Below are 13,163 nucleotides of genomic sequence, written 5' to 3' on the forward strand. Positions count from 1 at the left end.
CATATCATTCCGCGGCGAGGGGCTTCCCGCCGGCCTCCATCTTCAATTCGGCTCGGGTCTTCGGCTTGGCCTTGATCCTCAGCTCATCCAGGTCCTGCCGATCGCGAATGCTGTTGCGGAAGATCTGGTCCCTCCCGGCGAGGTATTGCGGCGGGCAGAATGTGTCCTTCGCGCCGTACCACGCGGCCGCCTTCATGGTGAAGAACGGGTCCGTCAGATGGGGACGTGCCAGCGCGACCAGATCGGCCCGTCCTGCCGCCAGGATGGTGTTGACCTGATCGCCTGTCGTGATGTTGCCGACGCACATGGTGGCGACCTGCGCCTCATTGCGCACCTGATCGGAGAAAGGCGTCTGGAACATGCGCCCATAGATCGGCCGCGCCTCCCGCACAGTTTGCCCCGCTGAGACATCGACGAGGTCGACACCATGCTCGGCAAAGGCGCGCGCGATCTCGACAGCATCTGCGCCTGTAATGCCACCCTCGGCCCAGTCGGTCGCGGAAATGCGGACCGACATGGGCTTGTGCGCCGGCCAGACCTCTCGCATGGCATCAAAGACTTCCAGCGGATAGCGCAGGCGGTTCACCAGGGAGCCGCCATACTCATCCGTGCGTCGATTGGTGAGCGGAGAGATGAAGCTCGCCAGCAGGTAGCCGTGGGCGCAATGGAGCTCGAGCATGTCGAAACCTGCCCGGTCGCCTCTCCTCGTCGCATCGACGAACTGAGTCTTGATGACGTCCATGTCGGCGCGGGTCAGCTCTCGCGGGACCTGGCTGTCCGGAAAATACGGAATCGGAGAGGCCGAGCAGATATCCCAAGCCCCGCTCTCGAGGGGGCGGTCGATTCCTTCCCACATGAGCTTCGTGGCGCCCTTGCGACCTGCGTGCCCAAGCTGCAGACAGAACTTGGCGGCGGAATTGCCATGGACGAAGTCGACGACGCGTTTCCAGGCGGCCTCCTGATCATCGTTCCACAAACCTGCGCAGCCGAGGGTGATACGAGATTCCGGCGAGACGCATGTCATCTCAGTGAAGATCAGCCCCGCACCTCCCGTCGCGCGCGAGCCGTAGTGAACGAGGTGCCAGTCGCCAGGAATGCCATCTTCGGCCGAATACATATCCATCGGAGAGACGACCACGCGATTTTCGAGGATCATGTCACGAAGCCGGAACGGCTGGAACATCGGCACGCTCGGTTTCTCGACCGATACGTCGAAACCCTTTCTCCTCACCTGCTGCGCGAATGTGCGATCCACGGCAGCCACGAAATCCGGCGCGCGCAGACGCAGGTTGTCGTAAGTGATCGCTTTGGCGCGGGTCATCACCCCGAAGGCGAACTGCACCGGTTCGAAGTCCCAGAAGCGGGCGACATGCTCGAACCAGACGAGGGACACATCGGCGGCGTGCTGGGTCTTCTCGACCTCCTCGCGCCGACCGGTTTCGTAGAACGACAAGGCCCGTTCGACATTCGAGTCACGGCGGAAGGCTTCGTAAAGAGCGATGGCGTCCTCCATGGCGAGCTTGGTGCCCGACCCGATGGAGAAGTGGGCCGAGCCCTTCGCATCGCCGATCAGGACCTTGTTCCCCAAGACCCAGCGCTTGTTGCGGATCATCGGGAAATTGCGCCACAGGGAACGATTGGTGAGAATCTTGTGCCCGTTCAGGAACCAGCCGAAGATCTGCTCCATGAGGGCCGCGGATTCCTCCTCCGTTTTCTGCCCGAGCCCGGCGCGGTCGAACGTTTCGGGATCCGTCTCGAAAACCCAGGTGGAACGGTCAGCCTCGTACTGGTAGGCATGGGCGATGAACGGTCCCCATTCAGTCTCCTGGAAGATGAAGGTGAAGGCGTCGAGCGGCCTGGTCGATCCCATCCAGGCGAACTTGTTGGGCCTCAGATCCACCTCAGGCTGGAAGTGATCGGCATAGCGCTCCCGGAAGCGGCTGTTGATGCCATCGGCGACGACAACGAGGTCCGCATCGGCGAACAGGCTCTCGTCGTCGACATCCACCTGATAGAGCAGCCTGACGCCGAGCTCCTCTGCGCGATCCTGCAGGATCAGCAGCAGCGTGCGGCGCGAGCAGCCGCAAAACCCGTTACCCCCGATGCGGTGCTCGGTCCCCTTGAAATGGATTGCGATATCGTCCCAATAGGCAAACTCGCGCGTGATCCTCTGATAGCTCGGCAGATCGTATTTCTCGAAACCGTCGAGGGTCGCATCGGAAAAGACCACGCCGAATCCGAAGGTATCGTCCGCGCGATTGCGCTCATAGACCGTGATATCCGCTCCCGGCTGGAGCTTCTTCATCAGAATGGCGAAATAGAGACCCGCAGGCCCCCCGCCGATGATCGCCGTTTTCATGCGAAGACGTCTCCAAGGGAAGATGGATTTATTTTAAGCATAAAATAATTGCGAGGCAACTCCGGATCGGGATAAACCCGATGGACGGTGCCGAATTGAACGTTTGCGCTACCATTGTTCCTTCTAGGAACCATGGTGAAGTCGTGTTCATGTTCAGACGCTTGTCTGACGCGTCGTCACTATGACCCGGATAGGAGAACATGAGAGACGGCCCTCCCGCTCGGCCTGATCCCCTCACGAGATAATGGTCTCGTGGGATTGCTGCGCGGCCAACTGGCGAAGCTGGAACCGCTGGAGCTTCCCGGTCTGCGTACGGGGAAGGGCATCGACGTATTCGATGAGGCGCGGATATTTGTAAGGCGCGATCTCCGCCTTCACGTGATCCTGCAGCGCCTTCGTCAGTTCGGCGCTTGGCCTGGCGTCGGAGCGCAGGACCACATAGGCCTTCACGACAGCTCCACGCCCGTCGTCGGGAGCCCCGACAACGCCGCATTCGGCGATCGCCGGATGGGTGAGGAGCGCCGCCTCGACCTCTGGCCCCGCGATGTTGTAGCCCGCCGAGATGATCATGTCGTCGGAGCGAGCCTGGTACCAGAAGAAGCCATCCTCATCCATGAGGTAGGTGTCGCCGGTGACGTTCCACCCATTCTGCACATATTTGCGCTGCCGCTCGTCGGCGAGATATCGGCACCCGGTCGGACCCCGGACCGCGAGGCGGCCGATGCTGCCGGGAGGAAGGGGGCGCCCCTCATCGTCGATGATCCTCGCCTCGTAACCGGGAACAGGCCTTCCGGTTGCGCCCGGGCGGATCTCCTCCTCCGTCGCGGCGATGAAGATGTGGAGCATCTCCGTCGCGCCGATCCCGTCCATCAGCTTGAGGCCCGTTGCATTCCTCCAGCTGTCGAATGTGTCCTTGGGGAGCGGCTCTCCCGCGGACACGCATCTCCGCAGCGAAGAGAAATCGTGGTTTTCCAACTTGGCCAGCATGGCGCGATAGGCGGTCGGCGCCGTGAAGCAGATCGTGGCCCCATATTGCGCGATCGCCGGAAGGAGATCATCGGGCCCCGCCCTTTCCAGAAGAACCGTCGAGGCCCCTACCCTCATGGGAAACAGGACGAGCCCGCCGAGCCCGAAGGTGAAGGCCAGGGGCGGCGAGCCGATGAAGCGGTCGGTCGGCTCGGGGCGAAGCACGTTGCCGGAATAGGCATCGCAGATCGCCAGCATGTCCCGATGGACATGCATGGTGCCCTTCGGCTCGCCGGTCGTACCGGACGTGAAGGCGATGAGGCACACATCGTCCGCCGCCGTGTCGACCGCATCGAATTCGGGCGAAGCCTCGGCGATCAGCGCCTCGAGCCCGTCGGGCCGGTCCGAACCCCAATACGCCACATGCCGCAGTTCCGGCGCCATGACCCTCGCCCGCTCCATCTCGTCCGAGAGGCGATGATCGCACAGCGCGATGCCGATCCCGGCCTTGTTCAGCGGAAAGGCGATTTCCCTGGCGCGCAGCAACGGCATCGTGGCGACGACCACGCCGCCCGCCTTCAGCACGGCCAGATAGGCTGCAACCATCATCGGGTTGTTGGCGGAGCGGAGCAGAACACGATTGCCCGGCACGAGGCCGAACCGGTGCACGAGGACGTTGCAGATCCGGTTCACGCGCTCCTGGAGTTCGCGGTAGGTGAGCGTCTCGGCAGGGCTGATGAGACAGGGCTCATTGCCCCTGCCCTCATCGACCCATCGGTCGAGGAAGGCCACGGCGCAGTTGAGCCGTTCCGGATACTGAAGCTCCGGACGGTTCAGCAGGAAAGCCGGCCATTGATCCCGCGGCGGAAGATTGTCCCGTGTGAAGGTATCGACATGTGCCGTGTGCGCCATCGTTGTGTTTCCTCTGGTTCCGCCTGACAGACGACGAACCGCGAGGAGTGATGTGGCTGGAATCGACCTCTTTCGGGACAATGCGCAGCTTCACAATCACCAGAGCCTCGGCCGGGGTCCGCCGTTCAAGCCCCTCCTGCCACCTGCTTGTTGACCGAAGAATTCGGGTGGCTCTATTGCCGATTTATTTAAAGCCTAAAATATTTCTTGGCAATCCCGGAGATCGAATCTAACATTCCTTCATTGTCGAAAACGGAGTATTCGACAGGGGCGTTTTACGGCAGTATAGCGCCGACCTTCCGTCGAGGCGTCTGAACGTCCCGTCGGGAACAACGATGCAGCACGGCAAACGTGCGCAGGGAACAGCGACTCGGGAGACCATGATGAACGTGACGATCAAGACCCTTGGCCTGGCAGCGGCCGTGACACTGGCGGCGGCTCCGGCCATGGCGCAGGAGAAGCTGAAGATCGGCCTGCTCCTGACCCTCTCCGGCCCTTCGGCCGTTCTCGGGCAGCATGCGCGGGACGGATTCCAGCTCGCCGTGAAGGATCATGGCGGCAAGCTGGGTGGACGGGATGTCGAAGTGATCGTCGTCGACGACGAGCTGAAGCCCGATGTGGCGGTCACGAAGGTCAAAGGTCTTCTGGAGCGCGACAAGGTCGACTTCGTCGTCGGTCCGATCTTCTCGAACGTGGCGGTCGCCACCCACAAGCCGATCGTCGATTCGAAGACGTTCTACATCAGCGTGAACGCCGGCCCCTCGAATCTCGCCGGCAAGAGCTGCAATCCTTACTTCTTCGCCACCTCCTACCAGAACGACCAGAACCACGAGGTCCTCGGCAAGGTGGCCCAGGACCGCGGCTACAAGAAAGTTTATCTGCTCGCTCCGAACTATCAGGCCGGCAAGGATGCCCTCGCGGGCTTCAAGCGCCACTACAAGGGCGAGATCGTCGAGGAATCCTATGTTCCTCTCAACACCCTGGATTTCCAGTCGGAGCTTGCGAAGATCGCTTCCATGCAGCCCGACGCGATCTTCACCTTCATGCCGGGCGGCATGGGCGTGAACCTCGTCAAGCAGTATCGCGCCGCAGGCCTTGCCGACCGCATTCCGTTCCTGTCCGCCTTCACGGTCGACGAGACCAACCTGCCCGCTCAGCAGGACGCCGCCATTGGCATGCTCAGCGGCTCGAACTGGGCTCCCAACATGGACACCCCAGAAAACAAGAAGTTCGTCGCGGCCTATGAGGCGGCCTACAACACGGTGCCTGCCTCCTACGCCATGCACGCCTATGACGCCGCCCTTCTCATCGACAGCGCCCTCAGGGCGACGGGCGGCAAGACCGATGACAAGGAAGCCCTGCGCGCAGCCCTCCAGAAGGCGGATTTCAAATCCCTGCGCGGTGACTTCAAGTTCGGAGTGAACGGCTTCCCGATCCAGGACTTCTATCTCGTGAAGGCCGCCAAGCGCCCGGACGGCAAGCTCGAGACGGAAGTGGTGGACAAGGTGTTCGACGACTACACGGACGCCTATGCCAAGGAATGCGCCCCCACGAACTGAGGTGTGAAGAGATGGGCCTGTCTGCTCCCGGCACGGTCTCGGGCAGACAGGTTCCCGCCTTTCACCGCATGAGCGTTCCTCTCTTGCGTGAGTGCCCGGGCGGGCACTCGCCCGATCCAGGCCTGCTGCCGATGATGTGCCTATGACTGCGACATTCTTTGCGATTCAGGCTCTGAACGGCCTTCAGTTTGGCCTCATTCTCTTTCTCATCGCGGCCGGATTGACCCTCGTCTTCGGAGTGATGGACTTCATCAACCTGGCGCATGGCGTTCAGTACATGGTCGGCGCCTATCTGGTCGCCGCCTTCAGCGCCTGGACGGGGAGCTTCGGCTGGGGCCTTCTTCTCGCGCTCCCGACCGCCCTCGCCTTCGGCCTTCTGCTCGAAGTGCTCATCTTCCGCCATCTCTACGACCGGAGCCATCTCGACCAGGTTCTCGCGACCTTCGGGGTGATCCTGTTCCTGAACCAGGCCGTGAAATTCGTCTGGGGGGCGGCTCCGTTGAGCGTGCCCGTGCCGGAGATCCTGTCGGGTTCGGTGGAGATCATGGACGGTCTTCTCTATCCGGTTTACCGCATCGCCATCATCGCGGCGGGCCTTCTCGTGGCGGCGCTCCTCTATGTCCTCGTCAGCCACACACGCGTCGGGATGCTGGTACGCGCGGGGGCCACGAATGCCGCGATGGTGTCGGCTCTCGGCGTCAATATCCGGCGACTTTTCATGATCGTTTTCGGCTTCGGGGCCATGCTCGCCGGCTTTGCCGGGGCCATGGTGGCGCCGATCCTTTCCGTGCAGCCCGGCATGGGCGACAACATCCTCATCCTGGCCTTCGTGGTGATCGTGATCGGCGGCATCGGTTCGATCCGCGGGGCCTTCCTGGCGGCACTCCTGATCGGTCTCGTGGACACGCTCGGACGCTCGTTCGCGCCCAACCTGCTGCGCCTCGTCCTCGACCCGTCGGCCGCGAGCCAGACCGGGCGGGCGATCGCCCCGATGCTGATCTACATCTTCATGGCCGCCGTGCTGTTCTTCCGCCCCTCCGGTCTGTTCCCGGCGAAGCGATAAAGGCGGAGCAATGACAGAACTGACTCACATCCGGTCTGCCTCCGTACCGTCCGCGGCTGCGCGGATCGACCTTCTGCCCGTCCTCATCTTCGCCCTGTTCGCGGCAGCGCCCTTCCTGGCACCGGCATCCGGAGCGGAAGGTTATGTGCTGTCGCTCCTCACCCGCGTGATGATCTTCGGCATTGCGGCCATGTCGCTCGATCTCATCCTCGGCTACGGCGCACTCGTGAGCTTCGGCCACGCGGCCTTCTTCGGCATCGGGGCCTATTCGGTGGGAATCCTGGCGAGCCACGGCATCGAGGATGCGCTCATTCAGGTTCCCGTCGCCCTCGCGGCATCGGCCCTCTTCGCCGCGGTGACGGGCGCGATCTCGCTGCGGACGAAGGGGGTGTACTTCATCATGATTACCCTCGCCTTCGCACAGATGCTCTACTTCCTCGCCTCGTCGCTGGCCGCCTATGGCGGAGACGACGGCCTGACGCTTCCATCGCGCAGCCTCGTGGCTGGCTTGAGCCTTCTGAAGAACGACTTCGGGCTCTACGGCGTGACCCTCGCGTGCCTTCTCGGCGTCTATATCCTGTTGAGGTCGGTCGTGAACTCCCGCTTCGGACGCGTCCTGCGGGGAACGAAGGAGAACGTCACCCGCATGGAAGCCATCGGTTTCCAGCCCTTCTCCTTTCAGCTCATGGCCTATGTGATCAGCGGCATGATCGCGGGCTTGGCCGGATGCCTCCTGGCCAATCAGGCGGAATTCGTCAGCCCGGCCTTCATGACATGGCAGCGCTCGGGCGAACTGATCTTCATGGTCGTACTCGGCGGGCTCGGCTCGCTTCATGGCGCGATCATCGGCGCGGCCGCCTATCTCCTCATGGAGGAATTCCTGCCGGAGATCCTTCATGCGGCCGGCTTCTTCCTGAACGACGAATTCCGCTGGCGGCTGACGGAAAACTGGCAGATGGTCTTCGGCCCTCTCCTGATCCTGACCGTGCTGTTCGCCCGCGGCGGCATCACGGGTCTCCTGCGGCGGGGCCACCATGGCTGAACCTCTCCTGCAACTGCACGGCCTCCGGAAGACCTATGGCGCCTTCGTCGTCACCGACGATGTGAACCTCTCCGTTCGCCCCGGCGAGCTGCACGCCATCATCGGCCCCAACGGCGCGGGCAAAACGACGCTCATTCATCAGATCTCGGGCACTCTGAGCCCCGATTCGGGACAGGTCCTGTTTGACGGCGAGGACGTCACCCATCTGCCCATGCACCAGCGGGTCCGGCGGGGGCTTGCCCGCTCATTCCAGATCACGTCGATTTTGCCCGCGTTCTCGGCTCTCGAAAACGTGGCGCTCGCCATTCAGGCCCGCTCGGGATCGAGCTTCCGCTTCTTCGGCGACGCGGCCCGGGAGAGAGCGCTCAACGACGCCGCCATGGACTATCTGAGCATGGTCGGGATCGCCCCCCGCGCCCGGATCGCCGCGGGTCTCCTGTCCCATGGGGAAAAGCGGCAGCTCGAACTTGCGATTGGACTTGCGACGCAACCGAAGCTGCTCCTCCTCGACGAGCCGCTGGCGGGCACGGGTCACGAGGAATCGCTGCGCGTGGTCGAAACCCTGCAGCGCCTCAAGAGCCGCATCACCATCATGCTGATCGAACACGACATGGATGCGGTCTTCTCCCTCGCGGACCGCGTCAGCGTCCTCGTCTACGGGCGCGTGATCGCCACCGACACGCCGGAGCGCATCAGGGCGAACGAGGAGGTCCGGGCCGCCTATCTGGGTGAGGGGGAGGTTGTCTAGTGCTGTCCGTCCGACATCTGCAGGCATCCTACGGTGCGGCCCAGGTCCTGTTCGACGTCTCCCTCGATGTGGGTGCCGGCGAAGTGGTGACGCTGCTCGGGCGCAACGGCATGGGCAAGACCACGACCATCAAGTCCATCATGGGCCTGTTGCGCCCACGGGGCGGCGAGATCCGGTTCGGCGGAGCGGTCGTGACGGGTCTCGCACCCTACAGGGTCGCGCAGACCGGCATCGGCCTCGTTCCGGAGGGGCGGCAGATCTTCCCGACCCTGACGGTCGAGGAAAATCTCGTTGCGACCGCCGCCTCACGGGCGGGGGCGCGTCGCTGGAACCTGAACGAGGTCTATGCGCTTTTTCCGCGATTGAAGGAGCGCCGGAGCAATCTCGGGACGCAACTGTCCGGCGGCGAGCAGCAGATGCTGGCGGTGGGCCGGGCGCTCATGACCAACCCGAAGCTCCTCATCCTCGACGAGGCGACCGAAGGGCTCGCTCCCCTGATCCGCGCGGAGATCTGGTCGTGCCTCAAGCGCCTGCGGGACGAGCGCCAGTCGATCCTGGTGATCGACAAGAACGTGGACGTGCTGGCAAGTTTCGCCGACCGGCACGTCATCATCGAGAAGGGCCGCTCGGTCTGGACGGGCACAAGTGCGGAACTCGTGGCTGATCCCGCGATCAAGGAACGGTATCTCCACGTCTGAGGCGACGATGTGCGTCGGAATGGACATCGACAGGCACGAATACGGCTCCGACACTGAAGGGTGGATCAATGCTCTATCGTGGAATGGACCAGGCCGCGCTGGATGCGGCCTACGACAATCCCCGCGCGGTCGGACTGTCGACCCTGCAGGCCATGATGGCCGACTGGATCGCCCGCGGCCAGGAGATAGCATCATCCGGCCGCCTCACGGAGATCCGCTATGGCGAAGGAGAGCGGAATCGCATCGATGTTTTCGCGGCGCCCCGCGATGCAAGCTTCCAGGGCCGAGCGACGCTCGCCTTCATCCATGGCGGCTATTGGAGAAGCCAGGAGAAGGAGACCTATCGCTTTCTCGCGAAGGGGGCTCTCGCGCGCGGACTGAACTTCGCGAATATCGAATACACCCTCGCGCCCCAAAAGACCCTCGGCGGAATCGTTCTGGAGATCAGGGATGCGATCGCCTGCCTGAACAGGCACCTTGCCCAGGTCACGCCCGATCATGCGACCCTTCACATCTCCGGCCACTCGGCCGGGGGCCATCTCGTGGCGATGAACCTCGATGAGAAGGGCGTCGGGAGCGGCACGTCCATCAGCGGGATCTTCGATCTGGAGCCGATCCGCCTGAGCTATCTCGACGAGGCGCTGAGGCTGACGCCCGAGGATGTGGTTCGCTACAGCCCGCAGCGTCACATCCCCGCCTCCTCCCCTCCTCTCATCATCGCCTACGGCGAGGAGGAACTTCCGGAGCTCCGCCGGCAGTCGGAAGAGTTCCACTCCGCCCGGAAGGCCAACAAGCTCGTTTCCCCCTTTGTCCCTCTTTCCGGACACAATCATTTCAGCATCCTCGAGGAGCTGGCGAACCCGGAAGGTCTGATCCTGAAGGAGATCGTCACCCAGATGGCAGGGCGGTCTCCTACGCGATAAGGCCAGAGCACGGACCTATCTCAGATCCAGCCTGCGCGTGACGCCAATCGCCTCCAGGAATCTCTCGTCGTGACTGACGATGAGCAGCGCACCGTCATAGCCCCGCAATCCGGCCTCGACCGCTTCGATGGAATCGATGTCGAGATGGTTCGTCGGCTCGTCGAGGATCAGGAGAGAGGGCGGCCGCGGCCCGCCCAGAACGCAGGCCAGACCGGCACGAAGCATCTGCCCTCCGCTGAGGCTGGAAACGACCTGGAGCGCGGCATCGGCCCGGAACATGAACCGGGCGAGAGTGGCCCGGCAGGCATTCTCATGAGCGCCCGGATTGATGCGCCGGAAGTTGTCTCGGATCGACGCCAACGGGTCCAGAAGGCTCACGCGCTGGTCGAACGTCGCGAAGTCGGTCATGACCTGCACGGACCCGGTCCAGGGCCGCAGCCGTCCGGTGACAAGGGACAGAAGGGTCGTCTTGCCGGATCCGTTGGGCCCCATGATGGCCACACGTTCGGGCCCGCTGACGGTCAGCGAAAGATCTTTGAGGATCGGCCGCTCAGGCTCGTAACCCGCGCTCGCGCCGTCGATCCTCAGCACCGTCTTGCCGGCCGGCAGATGGGTCGGCGGGAGTACGAACGAGAGGGGTTGCAGCACCTCGATGCGGTCGCGGGCGGAGGCTGCCGCCTCGAGGGCCTGCCCCCGGCGCCGTTCGGCCAAGCGCGTGGCCTCTCCGGCCGTGTCCTCGCTCCGGTCCTTTCGAAGCCCCATGAGGATCTTGGGCATATCGCCCTTCGCGCTCTTCTTCCGGCCCGCTCCGTCCTTGCGCGCCTTCCTCTCCGCCGTCTCCTGCGCCTTCCGGTCGATCTCCGAGACACGCTTCTCGGCATCCGCCAGATCACGCCTGGCAGCTGCGAGCTCGAAGGCCTTGCGCTCACGGTATCGGCTCCAGTTGCCGCCATAACGCGTGGCGCCCAGCGAGGTCAGTTCGACGATGGCGTCCATGGCGTCGAGCAGCTCCCGGTCGTGGCTCACGACGACCGCTCCGCCCCGCCAAGCGGCGAGCAGGTCGATCACGGCCTGACGCCCCTCCCGGTCGAGATTGTTCGTCGGCTCGTCGAGAAGCAGGAAGTCCGGCTCCGCGAAGATGAGGGCGGCAAGACGGGCCCGTGTGTTCTGGCCGCCCGACAACGCAGCGAGGCGCGTTTCCGGCTCCGCGGACAGGCCGACGCGGCCGAGAGCCGCCGCGACGCGGGCCTCCAGCATCCAGTCGGCACGTGCGAGCTCATCAGCCGTGGCTTCGCCGCGGTCCGCACGCCGGAGAACGGCCAGCGCTTCGGCGATGCCGAACAGGCCGGCGACGGTTTCATCCGGATCGGCCTGAACGGTCTGGCGCAGAACACCTAGGCTGCCGTTGACGGTGACCGTGCCTGAATGAGGGCGCATGTCACCGGCGATCAACTTGAGAAGCGTCGTCTTTCCCACACCGTTGCGGCCGACAAGTCCCGTCCGCTCGGCGCTGAATTTCAGATCGACATGGGACAGAAGGGTTTGATGGTCAGGCGTGGACCAGGACAGATGGGAGAGCGAAATTGAGGCAGGCATGGCGACGGAAATCCCCGGTGGCAAGGCAAAGCGGCGTTGCGGTGGGGTTGAAATCCATTGCTGTGTACATCCTGTCAGAACCGATGCCGCTCCCGGTCGGGGGCATCCACGGCCAGATATAGAAGGGCCATCTGCCGGCCGCAAGGGCCTTGACCGGGCTACTGGGCATTCCGTCTGCCCGGCCGCATTCCCGAGCGGCCGGCTCCGTCCGGCCAAGGACGAAACGAAACCAACATCCCCTTCGAGCGTTCCCTAACCGTAACAGTTCGAGTGCGTGAGGTTGGGCGTATGCGGCGGTTCCTGCGTGACAACGGGCTATCGATAGCCTTGTTCAGCTTGTTTCTGATCTCCCTCGCCGGTCAGGCGCTGACCGGATGGAGGGCCCATATCGAGGACCTGCGTCTCCACGAACGACCCGCTATCGACTTCCTGACCTATCTCGGGAGCGGCCACTTCATCTCGGCCGTGTTCGAGAACTGGGAGAGCGAGTTCCTCCAGATGGCGGCTTACGTGCTGCTCACGATTTTTCTGTTCCAGAAAGGCGCTTCGGAATCCAAGAAGCCGGACGAGGCGAACGCGGAGGATGAGCCGCCCTCCGCCCATCGCAACGATCCGGATGCGCCCTGGCCCGTTCATCGCGGCGGCCTGGTGCTGAAACTTTACTCGCACTCTTTGAGCCTCGCTCTGGTCGGACTTTTCCTCGTCTCCTTCTGGCTGCATCTGGCGGGCAGCACGCGCCGGATGAACCAGGAGGCGCTCGAGCATCACCAGCCTCCGCACACGATGGTCGAGACCCTCGGGAACCCGGAATTCTGGTATGAGAGCTTCCAGAACTGGCAGAGCGAGTTCCTGTCCATCGGCGTGCTGCTGCTCCTCGGCATCGCCCTGCGCGAGAGGGGATCTCCCGAGTCGAAACCCGTGGCGGCGCCGCATACGATGACGGGGCATTAGAGCAGCGGACGCGAAAGTGGGAACCGGTTTTGCGCTCGCGACGATGCGCCATTTAAGGAGTGGAGCATCGGATGCAAAAGTGGGAACCGGTTTTGCGTGAAAGGAAGTTCCAGAACTGAGACTGGCAGCATCGGATGTGAGTTAGATGTCATGTCCGATGCCGTAGGACGGCTTTCGGCTGATCCGGTCGACTTCCCCGACACAGATCCAATCACACCACCGAGCCCAAGGCATATCCGCCTGCCGTGCATGCTATCGATGGTCTGAGAGAAAGGTGGAGGACGGTTTGATCTCAGCGGACAGGAGGCGGCCATGGAAATGCCGCCAGATAAGGGGTTGTCGTCGC

The 13,163-nt window shown here is 63.3% G+C and carries 10 protein-coding genes; 7 read left to right on the plus strand and 3 right to left on the minus strand.

What is annotated here, in order from left to right:
• Positions 1-4: 4 nt before the first annotated feature.
• Both AB8841_RS05455 and AB8841_RS05460 read right to left on the minus strand, forming a co-directional pair.
• The gene (locus AB8841_RS05455; protein WP_370434818.1) at positions 5-2,359 is read right to left on the minus strand and encodes a bifunctional salicylyl-CoA 5-hydroxylase/oxidoreductase; all 2,355 of its coding nucleotides are present in this window, start codon (positions 2,357-2,359) and stop codon (positions 5-7) included.
• Positions 2,360-2,593: 234 nt separating this feature from the next.
• A complete protein-coding gene (locus tag AB8841_RS05460; RefSeq protein WP_370434819.1) occupies positions 2,594-4,237 on the minus strand; it encodes a benzoate-CoA ligase family protein in 1,644 nt (547 codons plus the stop codon).
• A gap of 383 nt (positions 4,238-4,620) precedes the next feature.
• Here AB8841_RS05460 and AB8841_RS05465 point away from each other — a divergent pair, with 383 nt between their 5' ends.
• From AB8841_RS05465 to AB8841_RS05490, 6 genes are all read left to right on the plus strand, one after another.
• Positions 4,621-5,796: an ABC transporter substrate-binding protein gene (locus tag AB8841_RS05465; protein ID WP_370435545.1), complete on the plus strand. Its 1,176-nt coding sequence runs from the start codon at positions 4,621-4,623 to the stop codon at positions 5,794-5,796.
• Positions 5,797-5,938: 142 nt separating this feature from the next.
• A complete protein-coding gene (locus AB8841_RS05470) occupies positions 5,939-6,859 on the plus strand; it encodes a branched-chain amino acid ABC transporter permease (RefSeq protein ID WP_370434820.1) in 921 nt (306 codons plus the stop codon).
• Positions 6,860-6,869: 10 nt separating this feature from the next.
• Positions 6,870-7,901 carry a branched-chain amino acid ABC transporter permease gene (locus AB8841_RS05475; RefSeq protein ID WP_370434821.1) on the plus strand — a complete coding sequence of 344 codons (1,032 nt, stop codon included), beginning with the start codon at positions 6,870-6,872 and terminating at the stop codon, positions 7,899-7,901.
• Positions 7,894-8,649, plus strand: a complete 756-nt coding sequence (locus AB8841_RS05480) for an ABC transporter ATP-binding protein (protein ID WP_370434822.1) — start codon at positions 7,894-7,896, stop codon at positions 8,647-8,649. The genes AB8841_RS05475 and AB8841_RS05480 overlap by 8 nt, the downstream gene beginning before the upstream one ends.
• Positions 8,649-9,347 carry an ABC transporter ATP-binding protein gene (locus AB8841_RS05485; protein WP_370434823.1) on the plus strand — a complete coding sequence of 233 codons (699 nt, stop codon included), beginning with the start codon at positions 8,649-8,651 and terminating at the stop codon, positions 9,345-9,347. The genes AB8841_RS05480 and AB8841_RS05485 overlap by 1 nt, the downstream gene beginning before the upstream one ends.
• Positions 9,348-9,415: 68 nt before the next feature.
• Entirely contained in the window at positions 9,416-10,270 is an 855-nt protein-coding gene (locus AB8841_RS05490; protein ID WP_370434824.1) for an alpha/beta hydrolase, read from the plus strand.
• A 15-nt stretch (positions 10,271-10,285) separates the two neighbouring features.
• Here AB8841_RS05490 and AB8841_RS05495 read toward each other — a convergent pair whose 3' ends face one another.
• Positions 10,286-11,866, minus strand: coding sequence for an ABC-F family ATP-binding cassette domain-containing protein (locus AB8841_RS05495; protein WP_370434825.1), 1,581 nt, complete (start codon positions 11,864-11,866; stop codon positions 10,286-10,288).
• Between the two features lie 288 nt (positions 11,867-12,154).
• Here AB8841_RS05495 and AB8841_RS05500 point away from each other — a divergent pair, with 288 nt between their 5' ends.
• Positions 12,155-12,817: a DUF6766 family protein gene (locus AB8841_RS05500; protein ID WP_370434826.1), complete on the plus strand. Its 663-nt coding sequence runs from the start codon at positions 12,155-12,157 to the stop codon at positions 12,815-12,817.
• Positions 12,818-13,163 lie beyond the last annotated feature (346 nt).

It is taken from the genome of Microvirga sp. TS319 (assembly GCF_041276405.1).
GTDB lineage: Bacteria > Pseudomonadota > Alphaproteobacteria > Rhizobiales > Beijerinckiaceae > Microvirga.